10 protein-coding genes are annotated in these 20527 nt (G+C 63.7%); 4 read left to right on the top strand and 6 right to left on the bottom strand.

Annotation, left to right across the window (positions count from 1 at the left end; all coding sequences use genetic code 11):
- Nucleotides 1-8: 8 nt before the first annotated feature.
- The 3 genes from ACFZPT_RS17395 to ACFZPT_RS17385 all read left to right on the top strand — a co-directional run bounded on the left by ACFZPT_RS17395 (nucleotide 9) and on the right by ACFZPT_RS17385 (nucleotide 9639).
- Nucleotides 9-4337 carry a dermonecrotic toxin domain-containing protein gene (locus ACFZPT_RS17395; protein WP_080758741.1) on the top strand — a complete coding sequence of 1443 codons (4329 nt, stop codon included), beginning with the start codon at nucleotides 9-11 and terminating at the stop codon, nucleotides 4335-4337.
- A gap of 8 nt (nucleotides 4338-4345) precedes the next feature.
- On the top strand, nucleotides 4346-4696 hold the full coding sequence (locus ACFZPT_RS17390) for a hypothetical protein (protein WP_143506395.1): 351 nt from the start codon (nucleotides 4346-4348) through the stop codon (nucleotides 4694-4696).
- 68 nt (nucleotides 4697-4764) lie between these two features.
- Nucleotides 4765-9639, top strand: coding sequence for a dermonecrotic toxin domain-containing protein (locus ACFZPT_RS17385; protein WP_034113909.1), 4875 nt, complete (start codon nucleotides 4765-4767; stop codon nucleotides 9637-9639).
- A gap of 19 nt (nucleotides 9640-9658) precedes the next feature.
- On the opposite strand, the gene ACFZPT_RS17380 is transcribed toward ACFZPT_RS17385, so the two are convergent.
- Together ACFZPT_RS17380 and ACFZPT_RS17375 are read right to left on the bottom strand one after the other, a co-directional pair.
- A complete protein-coding gene (locus ACFZPT_RS17380; protein ID WP_034113911.1) occupies nucleotides 9659-12034 on the bottom strand; it encodes an RND family transporter in 2376 nt (791 codons plus the stop codon).
- 15 nt (nucleotides 12035-12049) lie between these two features.
- Entirely contained in the window at nucleotides 12050-13090 is a 1041-nt protein-coding gene (locus ACFZPT_RS17375) for a YCF48-related protein (protein ID WP_034113913.1), read from the bottom strand.
- Between the two features lie 308 nt (nucleotides 13091-13398).
- Here ACFZPT_RS17375 and ACFZPT_RS17370 point away from each other — a divergent pair, with 308 nt between their 5' ends.
- On the top strand, nucleotides 13399-14514 hold the full coding sequence (locus tag ACFZPT_RS17370; RefSeq protein ID WP_034113915.1) for a Gfo/Idh/MocA family protein: 1116 nt from the start codon (nucleotides 13399-13401) through the stop codon (nucleotides 14512-14514).
- 682 nt (nucleotides 14515-15196) lie between these two features.
- Here ACFZPT_RS17370 and ACFZPT_RS17365 read toward each other — a convergent pair.
- The 4 genes from ACFZPT_RS17365 to ACFZPT_RS17350 are packed head-to-tail and all read right to left on the bottom strand — an operon-like array spanning nucleotide 15197 to nucleotide 20465.
- Complete coding sequence (locus ACFZPT_RS17365) at nucleotides 15197-16900, bottom strand: AMP-binding protein (protein WP_034113916.1); 1704 nt, start codon at nucleotides 16898-16900, stop codon at nucleotides 15197-15199.
- A gap of 31 nt (nucleotides 16901-16931) precedes the next feature.
- Nucleotides 16932-18230 carry an acetyl-CoA C-acetyltransferase gene (locus tag ACFZPT_RS17360; protein ID WP_034098256.1) on the bottom strand — a complete coding sequence of 433 codons (1299 nt, stop codon included), beginning with the start codon at nucleotides 18228-18230 and terminating at the stop codon, nucleotides 16932-16934.
- Nucleotides 18227-19117: a MaoC/PaaZ C-terminal domain-containing protein gene (locus ACFZPT_RS17355; protein ID WP_099311711.1), complete on the bottom strand. Its 891-nt coding sequence runs from the start codon at nucleotides 19115-19117 to the stop codon at nucleotides 18227-18229. Before ACFZPT_RS17355 ends, ACFZPT_RS17360 begins: the two co-directional genes overlap by 4 nt.
- A 4-nt stretch (nucleotides 19118-19121) precedes the next feature.
- Complete coding sequence (locus ACFZPT_RS17350; RefSeq protein ID WP_034113919.1) at nucleotides 19122-20465, bottom strand: 3-oxoacyl-ACP reductase; 1344 nt, start codon at nucleotides 20463-20465, stop codon at nucleotides 19122-19124.
- Nucleotides 20466-20527 lie beyond the last annotated feature (62 nt).

The raw sequence follows: 20527 nt of genomic DNA, 5'->3' as shown, positions 1-20527 counted from the left end.
GAATGCCAATGCCCGACTCAACCCCCGTCCACCCCGCCCCCCTGCTGCCGGGGGTGACCAACACCGCGGCGCAGGCGGTCGCCGCTCACTTTGCCGGGCTGCCGGACGTGGCCCACGTGGTCAGCCAACTGCTCAGCGATGCCATTGCCCAGCGCTACCCTGCCCTGGCCCTCGACCTCTCAGCGACGCGCCTGGCCACGCCCAACGGCAAGCAGTGGGTATTCCGCCCGCTGCTCTCTGTGGTGCAGGACTACCTGGGCGGCACCGCCAACCTGGATTTCAGCGACATCGGCAACCTGAGTTTCTACCTCACCACCAGCCCGCCGCGTCGGCTGACACTGCCGCAAGACGGCAAATCGCGGCTGGACATGCAAGTCATCGAGGGCCTGATCAAAGAACTGGCGGACACGGTTCCCGTGGGTTTGCAGAACGCGCTGAACGATTACTGGCGCGACCACACCGGCAACGGCCAATGGCGCTGGATGGCCCGCCTGCTCCAGGACACGCTGCATATCGCCGCCCTGCGCCGGACCGACCTGGCGGAACCGGCCCGACAAACCCTCGACCAACTGACCGCCACCCCGGACCGTGAGCAACGCATGAGCCGCCACGGCGCCCAGGCGGTATTGGTCTATTGCCTGGAAACCACCCTGCGCAGCGCCGAGCGCCGTGTCACGGTGCTCGACCCACACCTGGTGCTGACCCGCCCCACCAATGGCACTGCGACGGTATTGCTGTGCAGCCCCGGCGGCACTATCGAAGCGTTCCCGTCCATGGATGCGTTGACCCAGGCCTGGGGGCAACGCATGGCGTCCGGTTATCAGCTCGACGAAGTGCTGATCCAACGCTACGAACCGGACGGCGATATATTCGACCATCAAGCCGCGCTCATCCTCAATCAACAGTTGGAACACCTGGGCGCACTGCGACTGCCGGGCAATGGCGGGTTCGCCGCGCTACAGGTGCACTGTCGCGGGCTTGTCGACCCGACGGCGTACTTTCTCGACGCGCCCAGCGTGCCCACGGATCTATTGGCCACGCTGCGCACCCATTTGCCCAGCGGCCTCAAGGGCGCCGACAGCAGCGCCCAGGCCGCCTACCGCCGCTACAGCCTGGCCCTGGCCAGTGCCAAGCGGCGTGGCGGCGGCCGCACCTTTCTGAGCGGCATCCCGGATATTCACGCCTTCACCGTCGCCAGCCTGCTGCGCGAGCTGCAAGCCGACGCGGTGCGCCTTGAAGGCGTGGCACAGGCCGACGTAGCGGCACTGGACCCCGACCAACTGGAACTGACCTTTGCCATTTCCGCCGGTTTCCCCGGCACCGTCGGCATCACCCAGCACGAACGCATGAGCCTCACCGACCTGGCGATCAATAACCTGAGCGCACGCCCCAGCGGCGAGATGCGCATCGCCCATCGCGCCGGCCTGACGGTCCCGGGTTGGCTGACCGCCGACTACCTCACCGGCTCGAACGGCCTGATCGAACGCGTCGACATCGGCCTGCATTACCCACGATTGCTGGAGGACCAATTGCTGGGCCCCAGTGAAGAAACCCGTCGACGCGAAACACTGTTCGCCGACCAGCTCACCGCGCAACTGCCGCTGCTGGCCCTGGAGCAGAGCCTGCGCGGCGTCAACGGCATGACCCGCGACGGCGCCCGGCGTGTGGCCGCGCTCATGGCCCTGACGGTGGCCGATCAGCAGGGCGTGGTCATTCGCCACTTGGCGCTGTTGCGTCATCCGGCGGCCAGCCCCGACGTGGTGACCAACATGTACCTGATCGAAGCCCAGGACATTGCCAGTGGTCCCCATATCCTCTATCGCCCGCTTTACGCCCAAGCCTTGCTGGAATTCCCCAGCCGCGCAGCGCTGTTGGAGGCCATCGCCAGCCCGGGTGAGGTGCAGAACAGCGTATTGCTGTGGATGAGCGATAGCGCGCGCCCGGTGTATGCCAACGGCGGTTTTCGTCAGCCCCATTACCTGCGTTTTGGCCAGGGCGATGAATTCAGCCCCCTGCGCACGCCTGGGCCGGCCACCCTGTCGGAGGACGGGCTGAACGATGAACTGCATCAATGCCTGATCACCGGTCGTCTGATGCAGTACCTGTACAGCAGCAACGCCCGCGCGTTGGTCGCCCAGGCCGACCGCGAATCGGTGTCCAACCACGAAAGCCGCTGGAAACTGCTGCTCGAAGGTGGCGGATTGTTGTTCGGTGGGGTGCTGTACCCGTTGTTACGCGGCCCGCTGTTGCTCACCACCTGGCTGGGCAATCTCTACAACAGCCTTAAACAAGACATTCAGGGCCTGAACGCCATGGATGCGCAAACGCGGGAATTGGCCAGTGTCGACCTGTTGCTGAACCTGGGCCTGTCGTTGTTCGAAGGCCCGCCGTTGCCCGCTGGCGCCACTGCCCCAGCACGGAGCCGGCGCCCGCCCCTGGCATTGCCGCGCCAGCTCGCCGAGCGTTGGCCGGCCCCGCCCGCGCCGCGTATCCATCAAGGCAGCGTCGGGTTGCCCGGTGTATTGCCAGGCACCGACAAAGCGCTGTTGGACTTCCGTTTCGCTCAATCCCACTGGCGCCTGACCGCCAGTCAGCGCGCACGCCTGAACAGTTACAGCACCACGCCGCCGCCCGATGTGCCCGAGCCGGTGGCGAGCGGGCCGCACAAAGGCTTGTACCGCATCGACAACCAGTGGTACGCCCAATTGGACGGCCAGTGGTTTCGGGTGTGGATGGAAGCGAATACTGGCGACGTACTGATCGTCGACCCCGTCGACAGCGACCGCCGAGGCCCGCCCTTGCGCAATGATCGACAGGGGAACTGGAGCGTGGATACGCGCCTGCGTCTGCGCGGCGGTATGCCGTCCAACCGCATCGCCGCACGGCGTCAGCTCAATGCCAAGCGCGTCGAGACCTTGAGCAGCGAGTACCGCCACTTTCTGGGCCAGCAAACCCAGCAGCAAAAGCGCGTGGACGTGGCCCAGGCCGTCATGGAGAAGACCCAGGACGACCCACGCTTCACACCGGCACAGCGCGCCGAAAAACGTCGGCAATTTGAAAACGCGCTGCTGACCCAGACCCAGGCATACCAACAGATTCTCGACAGCGTGCAGGAACGACGGGAGCTGAGTATCCCGCTGTCGACGCAAACCGTCGCAGCCCTGATGGAAAACATGGTCAACAACGGGCGCAAACTGGTGGTCATCGCCGAAACCGATCGCCAAGCGCTGTACACGGCCAATGCACCGTTCACGCGCCTGGGCACGGCGTTGAAACAGGCGGTGCTGGCCAACCGCGCCGGCCACGAGCAATTTATCAAGGACCTGCTGGCGATCAACGAGCGCTCGATCCAGTGGCTGAAAGTCAAGGACCGTTACCTCGCCCAACTGCACGAATTGGGCGGCCTGGGCCTAGACGCCTTTACCCGCCTGACCCAGGACCGCCCCGACGAAATCAGCGTGTTGGCGATCCAGGCCTTGCAGATTCGCACCCTGCGCTGGCTGGCGACGCGAGGGTTCGACTCGGTGCGGCTCGACAGGCTCGACACCCTCATAGCGCCGCTGGTCGAGCAGGTGCGAACCCACAGCGAACTCAATGCCCTGGAGCTGCCCGCCAGTGAGCGCATCAGCGTGCTGGAGAGCCTGGTGGAACACTACGGACGCGCCCTGGACGCCCTGCAAGGTCTGAACATCGTCGATGTGGAAGGCCTGGAGCAAAGCTATTCGGCGCCCCTGTTCACGCTGATCGAGGAGCTGTATCAGGACGTCAACCTGCAACTGGCCAACGCCATTCAGCCAAGCGATCCCAGCCCCGTGCGTACGCCAAAGCGCCAGCCGACGGCGCCGGGCAAACCGCAGAAAAAAGTCATCCGCACGCGGCGCAAAGGCACCCTGATCGGCGACTTGAAGCCAGCCGGCAGCAGCCTGCCGATCGAAGTGGTGGAGGTGCGTTCGGAAGAGAGCAACCAATTGCTAAGCCTGTACTCCCAGGACGGCGATGAATGGGTCGAGTTCAAAGAACCCCTCGCACCGTCGCCGCCCGCCCCCTCCCGTGGCTTGAGCCTGGTCAAGGGTGAAGCCCGCAAATTGCTGGCCATGCTCGACGCCCACCTGCAACGTGCGCAGCGCTACCGCAGCGTCTGTCGTCATCCTGAGGAAGTGCAGGAAATTCTGCATTACGAGGGTACGCGCTACGACAGGTTGGCCACCGAATTGGACCGCACGATCCAGGCCCTGCCGCTGGCCGAACGCCTGGCCGCCGACCTGGCGCTGGCCACCCAGCTGCGCGAGGCCGGCATGCGCCTGCCCGCCAGGGCGATGCCCTGCGCCTGCAATTGAGCCTGGAATTGCCCCCCACCCACGGCAACCTGGAATACCTGCTCGCGCAGAAACAAGTGGCCATCGCGCGCTACAGCGAGCGTGTGCCACTGAGCGGCGAGCGGCGCGATTTTATCCAGGAATACGCCGTCACCGACCTCAATGGCGCACCGCTGTGGTACGCGCACTTCCATTACCCCAAACACGACTCGCCCAAGGCCGACTACAGCGTCGCGCACCTGAAAACCAAAGCCCAGCAGAAGCAAAGCTACTACTCGCTGCTGGCCAAAACGCAAAGCCCTCAGGCGGTGGTGAACGTACACCGCGGCTTGATCGGCAAGGCCCTGGCCGAGCGTTGGTTTCTGCCGCTGGCGCCGTAAGCATCGCCCTCCCATCAAGAATCAAGAATCAAGAATCAAGAATCAAGAATCAAGAAAGGACTCCCCCCATGCCCAGCCCCGATCACCTGATCCTCGCGCACGCCGTACAGGCGCGCTTCCAGGCGCGGCCGACCCTGCGCTCGGCCACCGCGCAGCGACTGAGCGACAGCCTCAAAGAACTCAGCCCGCCCCTGACCCGGCCACTGTCCGAGCTATACCTGGCCCACCCACGCGACGGTGGCGGCCGCGCCTTGCCCTCTGTGCTGCAAATGGCCCTGACCTACCTGGCCAACGGCACCCTGCCCGACCTCGCCACCCGCGCCGGACTCGACGCCTACCTGAGCGATGCCAGCGGCAACCGCTTGACCGAACCCGCCGTCCCCCTGAACGACCTGCAACGCATCATCCGCGAGCTGCCAACCCTGCTGCCGGCGACATTGCAAACCGCGCTAAGCAGCTTCTGGGATGAGGTCGACAGCGCCGGCATCAGCCACTGGCAATGTCTTAGCGAAGTGCTGCACAGCCTGTTTCGCCAGTGTGCGATCAGCCAATCGACCAGCGACCACGAGCAGCTCCAGGCCCTCACCGCCCTGGCGCGCTACCCGGCACGCGAAGCGCGCCGCCAGCAAACCGCCCCGGACAACAGGGTGTATGCCTATACCCTGGAAGCCCTGTTGGTACGCGGCCAGACCCGGCTTACCCTGCAATGCAGCGAGCTGTTGATCGTCAGCGGCGAACGCGTCTGGCTGTATAGCCTGCCCGGCACCGTGGAAGCCTTCGCCAGTTTGCAAGCCTTCGGGCAGGCGTGGGGCGAGCGCCTGGAAGCGCGCTACCTCGCCGACCGGATCACCTGGCGCCAGTACGAGCCCGACGGCGACATCTTCGAGCTACAAGCCGCGCTGCTGCTCAACCGGCAATTGGACGATCTGGCGGCGTTGCGCCTGCCCGCCCATAGCACGTTGGCCGATTTGGAAAGCCAAGTGGCCGCCCTCACCGACCTGGCGCCTGGCTTTATCAGCGCGCCAACCACGCCGGCGCAGCCCCTCGACGCCGTTGACAGCGCATTGCCCGCCTGGCTGAAAAACGCCTCGGCCACCGAGCGCTTCAGCTATCGCCAATGCCTGCTGGAGCAGGCCAGCCTGCGTCGCCTCAACGACGGTGCGGGCTACCTGGACGGCATCGACGATATCCGCCGCTTTGCCGCCCGCCGCCTGAACCCGCAACTGTGCCAGGCGCGCAATGCGGCGCTCGAGCGCCAGGACCGCTGCACCGACGAGTCCGCGCTGGCCTATCGCGCCGAAGACCTGCAACTGACCTTTGCGGTGTCCGTCGGCACTCTGCAAAGCGGCTATGTGCAACCGGTGACCCTGAGCCAGGTGGACCTGGCGCTGAAAAACCTCTGCGGCAAACCCAGCGGCAGCGTCACCCTGCATCACCGCTCCGGGCGGCCCATCGAAGCCTGGCTGACGCCGGACTACCTGATGCGCCTAGTGCAACAGGTGGACATCGGCCGTACCTACCCCGCTTACCTGCGCGAACAATTGCTGGCGCCCAATGCGCAGGCACAGCGACGTCAGCAGTTGTTTATCCAGCAGCATCCGGTGCGGCTCAAACTGCAAGCCCTGGAAGCCTTGATCAAGGGTGAGGCCGGGCTGACCCGGCGCGGCGTGCGCTATGTGTGTGCGGTGCTGGGCGCAAGCCGTGCGCAGCGTTGGATGCAAGGCACTGAAATCATCATGCGCCCGCTGGCCTTCAAGCGAAAAGCCGACGCCCAGGCCGACACGGTCCCCAACATGTTCATCATCGAAGCGCGCAACGGCCAGGAAGGTCCGCACCTGCTCTACCGTCCGGCCTATCAGCCGGCGCTGTTGGAGTTCCCTAGCCGCGCACAGTTACTGAGCGCCATCACGCGTCCCGGCCCGCTGCAAGACAGTGTGCTGACCTGGCTGCCCGACAGCGCGCGGGCGATCTACAGCAATGGCGGCTTTCTGGAGCCCCATATCATCCGTTTCTACCAGGGCTCGGAGTTCGACGTATTGCCCAGTCGTCCGAGCCCGGCGACCCTCGCCGAGGCCGACGACGAGAGCGCGGATGAAATGCGCCTGTTCCTCAACAATAATCGGCTGCTGGAATACCTGTTCGGCGCCGAAGCCCGGCAATTGGTGGAACTGGCCGAGCGCGAGTCCACCTCCAACAGCGAAAGCCGCTGGGCGCTGCTGCTCGAAGGCGTGCAACTGGGCTTCAACACCCTGCTGGTGGTAGCCCGTGGACCGCTGGCCGTGGTGGGCTGGATGCTGCAAATGATGCAGGGCCTCAGGCAAGACCTGCCGAACCTGCAAAGCGCCGATCCGGTGGCGCGGGAATTGGCCTGGGTCGATCTGTTGCTCAACATCGCCATGGTGCTGATGCACCAGGCCCAGGCGGGTGATACGCCGATTGAGGCGACACGGCACGCACAAACACAGGCCCGCCTGCCCCTGCGTCGGCCCCTGAGCCAACCGCTGCGCATCCGCCAGGCGGATATTCGCCGCGGCACGGTGGGCCTGCCTGCCGAGCCGCCCGGCGGTGGGCGCACCCTGCTGGACTTCGACCGCTCCCTGGCCAGCGACAGCGCCGCCGGGCGTCTGTTGGACAAGCTGCTGAGCGTGCACAAACCCTGGCCGCAACCCACCCCGAAAGCCATGGACAGTGGCGCGCTTAAGGGCTTGTTCAACATCGACGGACGCTGGCACGCCTCGGTCGGCGGGCTGTTGTTTGAAGTGTCGATAGTGCCGGGCTTTGGCGAGGTGTACATCATCCATCCCGAGAAGCCCGAGCACCCCGGCATCAAGCTCAAGACCGACGGTCAGGGCCACTGGCGCCTGGATCGCGGGCTCAAACTCGAAGGGGGCGGGCCCAAGCGCATCGCGGCGTTGCGCGAGGAAAGCCGACGCCGCAAAGAGGCGCTGGTGGAACGCCTGCAAACCTTAAGCGCCGATATCCCACCGCTGATGCGCCCATTGGAGCAGGCGCTGGACAGCCTGGCCGACGCCGACAAACGCCTGGCCGACCAGAGCCGTGTGCTGAAGCTGACCTGGAACCTGCTGAACAAAGCCAGCGAGCAGCAAAAACCCGCGCTGCGGCAACGCCATGGGCTGGAGGTGCAACGCCACAGCACGCTGCGCGCGCAGTTCGAGATTCTGCTGGAGCGCCTGAGCGAACGACTGGACGAGAGCGTCCGCCTGCGCCAAGAACTGGTGAGCGTCGGGCAACAGTTGGAACAGGTGGGCGGTGCCGGCGTGCATGTGCAAGACCGCGCCAAAGTGCTCGAAACCCTGTGGAACCAGCAGTTTTCCCTGCATCACTACCAGCGCAACTGGGCCAATGCCTTGCTGTTTTCCGACCGCGGTGAACCCATGGCCCAGGTCGAACGGCGCATGGTGGTCGAGCGCGCCTTCGGTAACCTGAACGCCTATAACGAACACGTCGCCCGCAGCATCGACATGGCCGATGCGCTCGATCGGCTGGCTATCACCGCCACCGCGCTGGAGGACACCCTGGAACGTTTGGAGCAAGACTCCGCCGCCGGGCGCGCAATCCGTCAGAAGTTGCTGGCACTGATCGTCGAGCCGCAGAATTTCTTCGGCGAGAACATGCGCCTGCGTGCGCTGTCGTCGCTGGCGAGCGTGGTCATCGTCGATACGGGTGAACACTTGCCGCCCCAGGAGGCCCTGTATGTGGAGCGCCTGGACCGCCTCGATATCCATCAGGCCGTGCAGTCGCACATCAGCGTGCGCAGCAGCGAAGGCTTCGCCCTGGACGATCAACGCAACCTGTATGAAAGCCTGCTGGACAGCTACCGCAGCTACGCCAACGGCGTGCAGGCGCTGAAGGCCATCAACCCCGCGCGCTTGAACGCCAGCATCGTCGAGCGGTTTGTCCAGCGTCTGGATCACGCACAGACCCTGGCCCAGACCGAGCTGGAAAACGTCGTTCGCGCCCAGGAAGCCCTGGCCGTGAGCGTGTCGCTGGCGAAAACCCTGCGCAGCAAGCCCGCCACAAGCCGTGTGTTCAAAACCCGCAAGCGTCACTACCGGGTCGGCGAGGTGACGCGCGGCACTCGACAGCAGGAACAGCTGACCATCACCGACAGCTTTACCGGCAGCCCCATCAGCACCTTCGAAGCCACGTCCGACGGCTGGGCCCAGGTGCTTGAAACCCCTGAGGCGCCGGCTGTAATCACCCCACCCAAGCCGTCCTTCGCCACCCTGCGCGAAGAAGGCCGTGGGCTGATCCGTCAACGCGCGGCGATTGAGCGCACCATCGACGCCCAGCAGCTCAAGCTCGACGACCCACGCACCCGACAATCCATCGACCCGGCGGACTGGGACCATTGGCTCGACACCCAGGCGCGCCAACTCGATGGGGTGGCCGACGCGCTGGCTGGGGAGCATGCCAACCAAACCAGCGCCATGGACCTGGCCGAGGAGTTTCGCAACCATGCACGGGATATGCGCCGTACAGCGGAGCAACGCTGCAGCGCGGCGTATAAAAAACAATGGCCGAGCCTGGACGGCATCGATTACCTATGGCGCCACCAACAGATCGATATCAACTTGACCAGCCTGGCCGACCCGCAGCGGCCCACCTTGAGCGGGGATTTTTTCACGGAGTACGCGGTGTATGACAAGGCCCAGAAACCGCCGCAAGTGTTGTGGTACGCGCACTTTCACTACGCCACCGCCACCGCACCGGCAGCCGAATACACCCGTGCGCACCTGAAACTGCCCGAACAGCGCAAGTACACGCAAAAAGACTTGTTGAAGGCTCCAGTACAAGCGCGCTTGCTTGAACATAGCGAGCCGGGGGCGGTGCCGCTGCGCAGCATTTTGTATGTGCGCATCACCCCGCCGCTCGACCGCTTGTTCCTGGCCATCGCACCGCCTGCGGCGACCCGTGCCTGAAGCACGGGCCGCGCACCGGTCAGTGGGCGAACAGTGAGTTGCCCTTCTGGCCGGCCAGTTTCTCCGGCTTGATCAGGAAGCGTGCCAGGGCCGGCAGCAGCCACAGCGCACCGAACATGTTCCACAGCAGCATAAAGGTGAGCATCAGGCCCATGTCGGCCTGGAACTTAATGGCCGAGAAGATCCAGGTACACACGCCGATCGCCAGGCACAGGCCGGTGAACAGCACGGCTTTACCGGTTGATTTGAGGGTCTGGTAATAAGCTTCCTGCAACGGCAACCCCGCACGCAGGAAGCTTTCCAGGCGGCTGTAGATGTAGATGCCGTAGTCCACGCCGATCCCCACGCCCAGGGCGACCACCGGCAAGGTCGCCACTTTGACGCCGATGCCCATAAACGCCATCAGCGCGTTGCCCAACACCGACGTCAGCACCAGCGGCAGCACGATGCACAGAGTCGCGGCCCAGGAACGGAAGGTGATCATGCACATGGTGGCCACGCACAGGTACACCAGGATCAGGATGGTCAGCTCCGACTCCTTGATCACCTCGTTGGTCGCCGCCTCGATCCCCGCGTTACCGGCGGCCAGGATAAATTCCAGGCCGTCCTTGTTGTTTTCCTTGGCGAATTCCTGCACCGCATGCACTGCGCGGTCGAGGGTCTCGGCCTTGTGGTCGTTGAGGAACACCAGCACCGGCGCCAGGGAGCAATTGTTGTTGTACAGGCCGTCGGCGCGGGCGATGGAGTTGTTCAGTACATCGGGGTTGCGCGACAGGGTTTCCCATTTCAGGTTGCCCTCGTTCATGCCCTTGATCATCTGCTTGGACACGGTCACCAGCGAGATCGCCGACTGCACGCCCTCGGTGTTCTGCATCTTCCACATCAACTGGTCGATAGGCGCCATGGCTTCATAACGCGAACAGCCTTCGGCCTTGGTCTTGACCATCACCACCAGCACGTCGGAGCTGGTGGAGTAGTTGCTGATGATGAAGTTGTTGTCTTTGTTGTAGCGCGAATCCGGGCGCAGCTCCGGCGCGCCTTGATCAAGGTCGCCGATCTTGAGGTTCTGGCTGTACCAGAGGCCGCCACCAAAGGCGACCAACGCCAGGGCGATGGAGATCGGTGCAACTTTCGGGCTGGCAAAGTTCGACAGCAGGCGCCAGAACGGATGTTCGCGGTTTGCGTCTTTCTTGCTCTTGGCAATGGCGCGCCGGCTGATGCCGACATAGGAGATCGCCACCGGCAGCAGGATCAGGTTGGTGAACACGATCACCGCCACGCCGATGGACGCGCCGATGGCCAGTTCGCGGATCACACCGATGTCGATGATCAGCAGGGTGATGAAGCCCACTGCGTCGGCGAGGATCGCGATCATGCCCGGCAGGAACAACTGCCGGAACGTGCGGCGCGCCGCGGTCAGCGCGTTATCGGCCTCGCTGGATTGCAGGGCGATACCGTTGATCTTCTGCACGCCGTGGGAAATACCGATAGCGAAGATCAGGAACGGCACCAGCATCGAATACGGGTCCAACCCGAAGCCGAAAAAGTGCATCAGCCCCAGTTGCCAGATCACCGCCACCAGGGTCGTGCTCAACACCGCGATGGTGCTGCGCAGGCAATTGGTGAACCACAGCAACAGCACCAGGGTGATGACGAACGCGACGCCGAAGAACATCACCACCATCACCAGGCCGTCGATCAGGTCGCCGACCTTCTTGGCAAAGCCGACGATATGGATCTTGACGTTAGGGTTCTGCGCTTCGAACTTGTCGCGGATCTTGTCTTCGAGTTCGTGGGAGAACTTGCGGTAGTCCAGGGCGAGCAATTTGCCCTGGTCCTGCGGGTCCGGGTACGACTCCAACAACGGGATATCGACGATGCTCGATTTGAAATCGTTGGACACCAGACGCCCGACTTGTCCGGACTTGAGCACGTTGTTGCGCAGTTGGTCGAGGCTTTGCGGCGAGCCGTTGTAGCTCTGCGGGATCACCTCACCACCGGCGAAGCCTTCTTCGGTCACTTCGGTCCAGCGTACGCTGGGGCTCCACAGCGACTTGAGACCCGAGCGGTCGACGCCAGAGATATAGAACACCTCGTCGTTGATCTGCCGCAGAGTCTCCATGTACTCCTTAGTGAAAATGTCACCGTCCTTGGCTTCCACCGAGATACGCACCGTGTTGCCCAGGTTGGCCAGGTCGTTGCGGTGCTCCATCATCTTTTCGATGAAGGGGTGCTTGAGGGGGATCATTTTTTCGAAGCTGGTGGACGGGCGAATCAACGTCGCTTGCCAGAACAGGAACGCACTCACCAATAGGCAGATCACGATCACCGCCGGGCGATTGTTAAAAATCAGGCGCTCAAGAAAGGTCGCTTTATCGTTGTGATGACTGCTCATGCTTTCTCTGCCTTCTTATTGTTTTTCGAGTTCAGCGCCGGTTGGCTGGGCGACGCGCACACCGCCCTGCCCGGCCAGAATCAGGTTGCCATTGCCGGCCGCGGTCACCGCCGAGAGGGAAATGCGGTCCGGGCGGTTGAAAACGCTGAAGGTCTGACCGTCGTCGTGGCTGACCACCACGCTGCCACCGTTGCCCACCACCACCAACGAGCCATCTTCGAGCAATGTGGCGCCCGATAAACCGAACTCCAGGGCTCCGCGCGCGGCCTTGAGTTCGACCTGTTCCCAGGTGCTGCCGAAATCCGTGGAGCGGTAAAGATTGCCGCGCAAGCCATAGGCCAGCAGCGTTTGCGGCTGGACGGTGCCGATCACACCAAATAGCGAACCCTCGTAGGGGCCTTCGAGTTTTTCCCAGGTCTGGCCGTCGTCGCTGGAACGGAACATGCTGCCCTGCTCGCCGACGATAAACAGCCCGGCGTCCTTGATGGCGGCGATGGCGTTGAGGTGAAACTGGTCTTCGTTGTCGAGGCGGTCGCTGACATCTTCCCAGGTGTTGCCGCCGTCGTTGGTTTCCAGCAACGCACCGTAGGCGCCGACGGCCAAGCCGTGGCTAGCGTCCTTGAACCACACGTCGAGCAACGGCGCTTCGCGCTTGAGGTCTTGATACTGCTGGGTCCAAGTGGCGCCGCCGTCAGTGCTGGCGAGGATCTGCGCATCGTGGCCCACGGCCCAGCCGTGTTTGTCATCGACGAAAAACACGGCGGTGAGCAATTGCCGGGTGGGGACTTTGGCCTGGGCCCAGGTGGCGCCCTGGTCATCGGAATAGAGGATATGCCCGCGATCACCGACCGCCACCAGGCGTTTGCCGGCGTGGACCACGTCGATCATCAGGCCTTTGGCGGCCTTGGGGGATTCAATCGCAAACACCACTGCGGCGGGGGTATCGCTGGCGGCCTGGACCGCAGTCGGCCATGCAACGGCGCCAAACAGCGAGAGCGCTGTGGCCAGCAACGCAACTCTGCGTGCGGCGCGTGGGCGGCAGACAACCCAACCCATGACAGGCTCACTCATAGACCTTTCTCCCATTTATTATTGTTAGGTCTTGCCATCCCGGGCTCTGAAACCTGCAATCTAGAGCGCCTGGTGGAAGCTGGCGCCATCCTATCGGGCTTTCGAATCGTCTGACAATCGGTGCTACGTTATGTTTTGTTAACTGGCGGCGTTTGGCCATGCGGTGAATATAGCCGCATTCGTCAGGCTGATTGTGGCGGGCATGCTGAATTTTTATTCCATCTATTGAATTTTGGGAATTTTTATTCCATTAATAGCCTTCCTCACAACAATAATCCAAAGGAACAAAGGCTATGCGCGAACTCGGAATCGGCTTGATCGGCACAGGCTTTATGGGCCGTGCCCACGCCCTGGCGTTCAATAACGCCCGGGCGGTATTCGAATTGCCGGTGCACCTCAAGCTAGCCGCCCTGGCCGATGCCGACACCGAACGCGCCCAGCGCTGCGCGCGCGCCTGGGGTTTTGCCCAGGCCCACGGCGATTGGCAGGCGCTGATCGACGACCCCGCCGTCGACGTGGTGGCCATCACCACCCCCAACCACCTGCATTACCCCATGGCCATGGCGGCGATTGCCGCCGGTAAGGCGGTGTACTGCGAAAAACCTCTGGCCGTCAGCCTTGAACAGGCCGACGCCATGCGCCGGGCGGCGAGCACTGCCGGGGTGGTGACGCGGGTCGGTTACAACTATCAGCACAACCCCATGATCGGCCTGGCGCGGCAGATGATTGCCAACGGCGAGCTGGGCGAGATCATCAGTTTCCAGGGTGAATTCAGCGAAGACTTTATGGCCGACCCGCAGTCGCCGTGGTCATGGCGCTGCGAAGTCGAACATGCCGGCGGCGCCCTGGCGGACCTGGGCAGCCACTTGTTGTCGATGGCGCGTTATCTGGTGGGCGATGTCGTCAGCGTGTGCGCCGACACCCAGACCGTCCACAGCCAACGCCCTGCGGTCAGCGGCAGCGCCGAACGCAAGGCCATCGCGGTGGACGATCAGGTGCATGCCCTGCTGCGCTTCGCCAATGGCGCGCGCGGCACAGTGAGCAGCAGTTGGCTCAAACACGGTTATAAGAACCATCTGAGTTTTGAGATCAGCGGCACACAGGGCACATTGGCGTTCGATCAGGAACGTTTGAATGAACTGCGCCTGTACCGCGTCGGCCAGGACGGTTTCCAGCGCCTGCTGGCCGGCCCCGCCCTGCCCGGTTACGCGGCCTTCAGCCCGGCGGCGGGGCATCAACTGGGCTACAACGAATTGAAAACCCTGGAAGTGCAGGAACTGATCATGGCGGTGGCCGGCCAGGGCGCGGACGGCACTGACTTTGAAGCGGCGTGGGCCGTGGAGCGGCTGGCGACCGCGATTCGCCTGGCGGCCCGCGAGGAACGCTGGGTCAACGTGAGCGCGGTCTGACACACAACGCAAATCCTAAAAGCTGACAAATAATTCTGTGGTGAGCCGGCTTGCCCTGCGCTGGGCCGCGAACCGGCCCCACACCCAGGCACCTCGGCGTGTCAGCTGAAACCACATCGCCTGGAATGGCTATCAAAGGTGCGAGGGGGTTTGCCCCCGATAGCGGTGCATCAGTAAAAAAACACACCGGCTGAAACTCCGCCATCGGGGGCAAGCCCCCTCCCACCTTTAGATCAACTGCATACATTGACATCAGCGAGCAGGCTTGCCCTGCGCTGGGCCGCGAAGCGGCCCCACACCCAGGCACCTCGGAGAGTCAGCTGAAACCACATCGCCTGGAATGGCTATCAAAGGTGCGAGGGGGCTTGCCCCCGATAGCGGTGCATCAGCTAAAAAACCACAGGCTGACACTCCGCCATCGGGGGCAAGCCCCCTCCCACCTTTAGATCAGCTGCATACATTTACATTGGCGAGCAGGCTTGCCCTGCGCTGGGCTGCGAAGCGGCCCCACATCCAGGCACCTCGGAGTGTCAGCTGATACCACATCGCCCGGAATGGCTATCAAAGGTGGGAGGGGGCTTGCCCCCCGATAGCGGTGCATCAGCTAAAAAAGACACAAGCTGACACTCCGCCATCGGGGGCAAGCCCCCTCACACCTTTAGATCAGCTGCATACATTGACATCAGCGCAAGGCGCGGCGCAGGACCTTGCCCACGGTGGTCTTGGGCAGTTCGGTGGTGCGGAATTCCACGTAACGCGGCACTTTGTAGCCGGTCAGGTATTCCCGGCAGTGGGCAAGGATTTGCTCCTGGGTCAGGCTCGGATCTTTGCGCACCACGACAATCTTGACCTTCTCTCCGGTCACGCCGTCTTCCACGCCAATCGCCGCCACTTCGGCCACGCCGGGGTGCAGGGCCACCACGTCTTCGATTTCGTTGGGGTACACGTTGAAGCCCGAGACCAGGATCATGTCTTTTTTACGATCCACCAGGCGGATATAGCCGCGCTCGTCCATCACGCCGATATCGCCGGTGGCCAGCCAGCCCTCGGCATCCAGCACTTCGGCGGTTTCCTTGGGGCGCTTCCAGTAGCCCTGCATCACCTGTGGGCCGCGTACTTGCAGCTCACCCTGTTCGCCGATATCGGCGACTTCGCCGTCCTCGCGCATAAAACGCACCCAGGTGGAAGGCAAGGGCACGCCGATGCTGCCGGTGAATTCCATCTCGCGCATGCGCGAAATATCGATGGGGCTGATGCTCACTACCGGCGAACACTCGGTCAGGCCGTAGCCTTCGATGATCGGCAGCCCGGTGACTTCCTTCCAGCGCTTGGCGACTGCGGTGTGCGTGGCCATGCCGCCGGCGATGACCATGCGCAGATCGGAGAAGTCCCGCGCGCAGAATTCCGGGTTCTCCAGCAACCCGTTGAACAGCGTGTTGACCCCGGCAATGCCGTTGAAGCGCTCCTTGCGCAGGATCATCTGCACTCGCTTCACGTCCCGTGGGTTGGCGATCAGGATATTGCGCCCGCCCAGGCACATAAACATCAGGCAGTTCACCGTCAGGGAAAAGATGTGGTACAGCGGCAGCAAGGTCACGTTGGTTTCCTGCTTGTCCTGATCCAACTGGTCCCCGACCCACGCCTTGGCCTGCAACAGGTTGGCGATGATGTTGCGATGGCTGAGCATCACGCCCTTGGCATCCCCCGTGGTGCCGCCGGTGTATTGCAGAAACGCCAGATCATCCAGTTGCATGACCACCGGCTGCGGGTAAAGCGCCCGGCCCTGTTTCAACGCTTGATTGAAGCGCACCGAGCCGCGCAGGTTGAAGGCCGGAACCTGCTTTTGCACGGAGCGCAGGATGAAGTTCATCGCCGCCCCCTTAAAGGTGCCGAGCAGGTCGCCGATGGCGGCGATTACCACGCGTTTGACGCTGCTGCCTTCGATGACTTTTTCCAGGGTGTGGGCGAAATTTTCGAAGATCACCACGGTTTCGGCGCCGCTGTCCTTGAGCAAATGTTTGAGCTCATGGGCGGTGTACAACGGGTTGACGTTGACCACCACCGCCCCCGCCAGGATCGTGCCGAGCAAACAGATCGGGTACTGCAAGCAATTGGGCATCATCAGCGCCACGCGGTCGCCGCGCTGCACGCCCTGTTCCTGCAGCCAGGCAGCGAACGCAAAGCCTTGTACCTGCCAGTCGGCGTAGGTCATTTCGGTGCCGATGCTGACGTAGGCGATACGCTCACGGAATTTTTCCAGGTGTTCCAGGAACACCTCACGCAGCGACGGGTAGTCTTCGATGCCGGCGTCGATATCCGCCGGAACGCCGGGCAGATAAGCGTCCAACCAGATGCGTTCGCGTTGCTCCAGGCTGATAGCGTTCATGGCAGTCTCCTTGTTGTTGTTTTTGACAGCGCTATTTTTCGACGATGGCGGTAATGCCCAGCCCGCCGGCGGCGCAGATTGAAATCAGGCCACGACCGCCACCGCGTTCATGGATCGCCTTGGCCAGCGCCGCCAACTGCCGGCCGCCGGTAGCAGCGAACGGGTGACCGCAGCCGAGGGAGCCGCCGTTGACATTCATCTTGGCCCGCTCGATTGCTCCCAGCGGTGCCGCCAAGCCTAGCCGCTCGCGGCAGTAGTCGGGGTCTTCCCAGGCTTTGAGCGTACACAGCACCTGGGCGGCGAACGCTTCGTGGATCTCGAAGAAATCGAAGTCGGCAAAGCTCAAGCCTTCACGTTGCAACATGCGCGGCACCGCGTAGGCCGGCGCCATCAGCAAGCCTTCACTGCCGTCGACAAAATTCACCGCCGCCGTCTCGCCGGTGCGCAGGTAGGCCAGCACCGGCCAACCGTGCTCGGCCGCCCAGGCTTCGCTGGCCAGCAGCACCACCGAGGCGCCATCGGTGAGCGGCGTGGAATTGCCGGCGGTAAGCGTGCCGTTCTGGCGGTCATAGGCGGGGGACAAGCCGGCGAGTTTTTCCAGGCTGGCGTCGGCACGCAGGTTGTTATCCCGGGCCAGGCCACGATGGGGGCTGATCAGGTCGTCGAAGAAACCGCGCTGGTACGCCGCTGCCAGGCGCTGGTGACTGGTAAGGGTCAGTTCGTCCTGGGCCAGGCGTTTGATCTGCCAGCGCTTGGCCATTTCTTCGCAGTGCTCGCCCATAGACAGGCCGGTGCGCGGCTCACCGTTGCGCGGCAGCAGCGGCTTGAAAAACATCGATGGGCGCACCTTGAGCAGCGTCTTGAGCTTGTCGCCCAAGCCCTTGGCGCGGTTGGCCGCCAGCAAGGTGTGACGCAGGGACTCGTTGATGCCGATGGGTGCGTCGGAGGTGGTGTCGGCGCCCCCGGCGACACCCACTTCGATCTGGCCAAGGGCGATTTTATTGGCCACCAGCAACGCCGCTTCCAGCCCCGTGCCGCAGGCTTGCTGCACGTCGTAGGCCGGGGTTTCGGGCGACAACGTGGTAGACAGCAACGACTCGCGCGCCAGGTTGAAATCCCGCGAATGCTTGATCACCGCACCGGCGGCGAACTCGCCCAAGCGCTGGCCGTGCAGGTTGTAGCGGTCTACCAAGCCCTGCAGCGCCGCCACCAGCAAATCCTGGTTGCTGTCGTGGGCGTACACGGTGTTGGAACGGGCGAACGGAATACGATTGCCGCCGATGATCGCCACGCGACGGGTCGGCGCCGGGTTAAAACTGTAGTGACTCATTGAAGGTTCTCATTGAGGGACAGCAGACCGCGCAGATGGGGCTTGTCGCCCGCACCGTTGCGCACTTCGAAGGCGCGACGCGGGCCGCTGGCGGGTAAGTTCCACAGCGCAACCTGGCCGGGCAACAGGATCGGCAACTTGAATTCGCACTGCACCTCGGCGTGCTCCAGGCCACCCGGCGGTTGCTGGGCGGCGAGCGCGCGGCCCAAGGTCCACATGCCGTGGGCGATGGCGCGGCGAAAACCGAACAGTCTGGCGCCGATCACCGAGGTGTGGATCGGGTTGAAGTCCCCGGAGACTTTGGCAAACCGTCGCCCCAGGTCGGCCGGCAACAGCCACTTCTGAGTGCGTACCAAACTGTCTGAAGGCAGCGCCAGCGCTTCGTCCCAAGGCGCGCCGACCGGATCGGCCACGCCTCGGCGCAGATACAGACTGTCGCCCTCCCACACCAGTGCGCCAGCGCTATAGGCACGGGTGGCGATGCTCAGCGCCTGGCCCTTGGGGTGCGCGACCCAGCGTTCGGCATACACTTCCAGCCGCAACGCCTGGCCTTCCTGCAAGCGCTGATGCTGCCGGATACGGTTGGCCAAGTGCACCATGCCACTGGCCGGGTACGGAAAACTGGGGCGGGTCAACAGCATCAAGTGCAAAGGAAAGGCCAGCACATGGGGATAGGTCAATGGCACGCCCTGCTCACGGCGAAAACCGCAGGCGCGGCCATACGCGGCGATACCCTCAGCCGACAGCTCCACCGCCGGGCGCACCAGGCGCGCCTTGGGCAGCAGCGGCGCGCCGTCGAGCTTGGGTTTGCGCAGTGCGCGCACACCATCCAGCAGCAGTCGCGTGCGTGACGGCGGGGGGTCGATGATCTGCGTCAGGTCGTCCATGGCATCAGGCTCCCAACAGGCTTTGGCCGCAGACGCGCACCACTTGGCCGTTAACCCCACCCGACGCTGGATGGGCCAGCCAGGCAATGGTTTCGGCCACGTCGATCGGCTGCCCGCCCTGGGACAGCGAATTCATGCGCCGCCCCGCCTCGCGGATCATCAACGGGATGCGGGCAGTCATCTGCGTCTCGATAAAGCCCGGCGCCACGGCATTGACCGTAACCTGCTGGGTCGCCGCCCGTGGCGCCAGCCCTTGCACCAGGCCGATCACCCCGGCCTTGGAAGTGGCGTAGTTACTTTGCCCGAGGTTGCCGGCGATGCCGGAAATCGACGACACGCACACAATGCGCCCGCCCGCATTCAGGCCCTGGCCGTCCAGCAACGCATTGCTCAGGCACAGCGGCGCTTGCAGGTTGACCGCCAGCACACTCTGCCACGCCGCTTCGCTCATCTTGGCGATGGTTTTATCGCGGGTGATCCCGGCGTTATGCACCACCACATCGAAGGCGCCGTACTGGCTGACATGGGCCTGCAACGATGAGGCGGCGTCGGGCGCGGTGATATCCAGCGGTAATGCCGAACCGTTCACAGAGTCGGCGGCCTTTTGCAACGCAGCCTGGGCCTGGGGCACGTCCACGCACACCACGTGCGCGCCGTCGCGAGCCAGTACTTGAGCGATCGCCAGGCCGATGCCGCGGGACGCACCGGTAACCAACGCACGGCGGCCGGCGAACGGCTTATCCCAATTGACCGTGACGTGACCATCCACCGGGGCTTCCACGCGCACCACCTGCCCCGACACATAGGCCGAACGGCGTGACAGGAAAAACCGTAGGCTGCTGTCTAGCGCGTCTTCAGCCCCCGGCGCTACGTACAGCAACTGCACGGTGATGGCCCGGCGCAGTTCCTTGGCCAGGGACCGCACCAGACCTTCGAGGGCGCGCTGGGCGATGGCTTGGGGCAAGTCCGCGCAGTGCTCCGGCGCCGTGCCGAGCACCACCACCCGCGCGTGCTGGCCGAGGCGTCTGGCGTTGCAGTGGAAGAACGCGTACAGCTCGTCGAGTTGTTCCAGGTTAGCCACGCCGCTGGCATCGAACACCGCGCCCTGCACCTTGACCGTGGAGGGCGCCTTGAGCGTCGCCGCAGTGGCGGCCACCGTGTCGGTGGCGCTAAAGATCCGTTGCACCTGGGCCGTCAGGCGCCCTGCCCCGGCGACGATCACCGGATTGACCAGGCCCTGCTGGCCACTGCGATGGCGCTGCAGCGGCAAGGGCTGGGGCAAGCCCACCGCCTGGGCCAGGCGACGGCCCCAGGGGGAATTGACGAAGGTTAGGTAGCTGTCACTCATATCAGCAATCACTCTCAACACATTCTGACCGTGTAAACCCGATCCAATGTGGGAGGGGCTTG

This window comes from Pseudomonas sp. MD330_10 (assembly GCF_042610415.1).
GTDB lineage: Bacteria > Pseudomonadota > Gammaproteobacteria > Pseudomonadales > Pseudomonadaceae > Aquipseudomonas > Aquipseudomonas rhodesiae.
This window is presented reverse-complemented; position numbering and strand designations above follow the sequence as displayed.